This window comes from Thermanaerothrix sp. (assembly GCA_026417795.1).
GTDB lineage: Bacteria > Synergistota > Synergistia > Synergistales > Synergistaceae > Thermanaerovibrio.
Genome location: JAOACP010000091.1, coordinates 1 through 1,557 on the forward strand (window position 1 = coordinate 1; position 1,557 = coordinate 1,557).

At 57.0% G+C, this 1,557-nt stretch carries 2 protein-coding genes; both read right to left on the bottom strand.

What is annotated here, in order from left to right:
- On the bottom strand, positions 1–780 hold a 780-nt coding region (locus N2315_09260), incomplete at its 3' end, for a hypothetical protein (protein ID MCX7829362.1).
- Complete coding sequence (locus N2315_09265; GenBank protein ID MCX7829363.1) at positions 777–1,508, bottom strand: energy-coupling factor ABC transporter ATP-binding protein; 732 nt, start codon at positions 1,506–1,508, stop codon at positions 777–779. The genes N2315_09265 and N2315_09260, both read right to left, overlap by 4 nt.
- Between the last annotated feature and the right edge of the window lie 49 nt (positions 1,509–1,557).

Below are 1,557 nucleotides of genomic sequence, written 5' to 3' on the forward strand. Positions count from 1 at the left end.
GAGTTCTGGCCTGTCGGGAAGAATCCCCAGAAATTGGGCCTGAACCCCCGCACTTAAGGCGTGGGTTGTGAGTTGATAGCCATTAGAGTCAAAGATGTACCTACCATCCAGTTCCTCTGTGGCCTGCTGGATAAGGTCGGCAAGGGCTTTTGATGGAAGCAAGGCCTCTTCCATCCCGTCCGATTGGGGAACGGTAAAGCGGGGCGCCTTAATTTCCTCCCCCGTGGAAAAGATCGCCACCTTCGGTCTCTTGCTAACCCCCACTGAGCGGTATCCCGCCGCGGCCAGGACCCCCACATCCTGGCTGGAGAGGATCCGGGGGGTAAGCAAAAGTTCTCCGGTCCTGCCATTTTCTCCCGCCTCTATGCGATTAGGGGCCGTCTCAGGACGGGTAAAATACACCCGCTCTCCTTCAAGCCGGGTCCATTCTACCCGCTGGACCCCCACGGTCCCCCCTGGCAGGGGGGCTCCTGTCATAATCCGTACCGCTTCGCCGCTCGCCAGGGGCCGGGGAAACCGTTCGCCGGCTCCAACGGTCCCCACCACCCGAAAAGAAGGGGGCCGCGAAGACTCCTCCGGGGCTGCGTGGGCATATCCATCCATGGCTGCCTTGGGAAAGGGTGGCTGGTCAATGGGGGAATACACCGGATAGGGAAGAACCCTTCCCAGGGCTTCTTCCAACGGGAGGACCTCACAGGAAGGCTGCCCCCTATGGGTAAGCCGGTCGATGGTATCTAACAGGAGGTTGAGGGCCTCATCGGGATGGATGGCGTCGTTCATGAAACATCTCCTTGTTGCTCAGAAGTGTGAAAAGAAGAATACCTGCGGATATCAAAAGAAACGGTGCACCACCTTTGCATGAGGGGATCGTGGGAGGCAACCATAAGGGAAATCCCCCGTTCTTCCGCATACCCAAGGAGCCGGTCTATAAGATGGTCCGCCTCCTTATCCAGGGCGGTGGTGGGCTCGTCTAAGAGCAGAACCTCTGGTTCTGCGAGCAGGGCCCGTCCCAGGGCAAGTCGCTGGGCTTCCCCGCTGGAAAAGGCCCAATAAGGCCGGTCAAGGAGGGATTCCAGGTTGAAAAGGGAACTTACCATGGTAAGCTGTCGCTCCCCTTCCTGGGCCGAAATACCTTTCCATCCGAGGGGTAGCAGCAGGTTATCTCGTCCGGTGCCTTTAAAAAGATAGGGCGTAGGATGGACATATACGACGAAGGGGGAACGATTGGGGGCTCGGGAAGGGAAAGGAAAAAGCGGTGTCCCATCGAAGGAAATGCTCCCCTGTCGGGGGGTAAGGAGGCCCCCACAGAGCTTAAGAAAGGTGCTTTTCCCTGACCCGTTGGGCCCTTCCACAAGGATTGGCCGGGAACACTCGAGTTCAAGATGGGGAATAGAAAGCGAAAAGGTTTCCCGGGGGAGGGATGTCCCGGGGATTCTGGCTCTTCGCCCCTTCTGCAAAGAAGCGTAGGAAAAGAAAAGATCTTTAAAAAGAAAACATTTTCTTCGCATATCCATCCATTACCCCATCTTTTCTTCCTGGTGCTGGAACCAGTGAAAC

What these genes read in the sequence shown, in the direction of transcription:
- N2315_09265 (MCX7829363.1), bottom strand. Translation starts at nt 1,508, where the DNA reads ATGCGAAGAAAATGTTTTCTTTTTAAAGATCTTTTCTTTTCCTACGCT.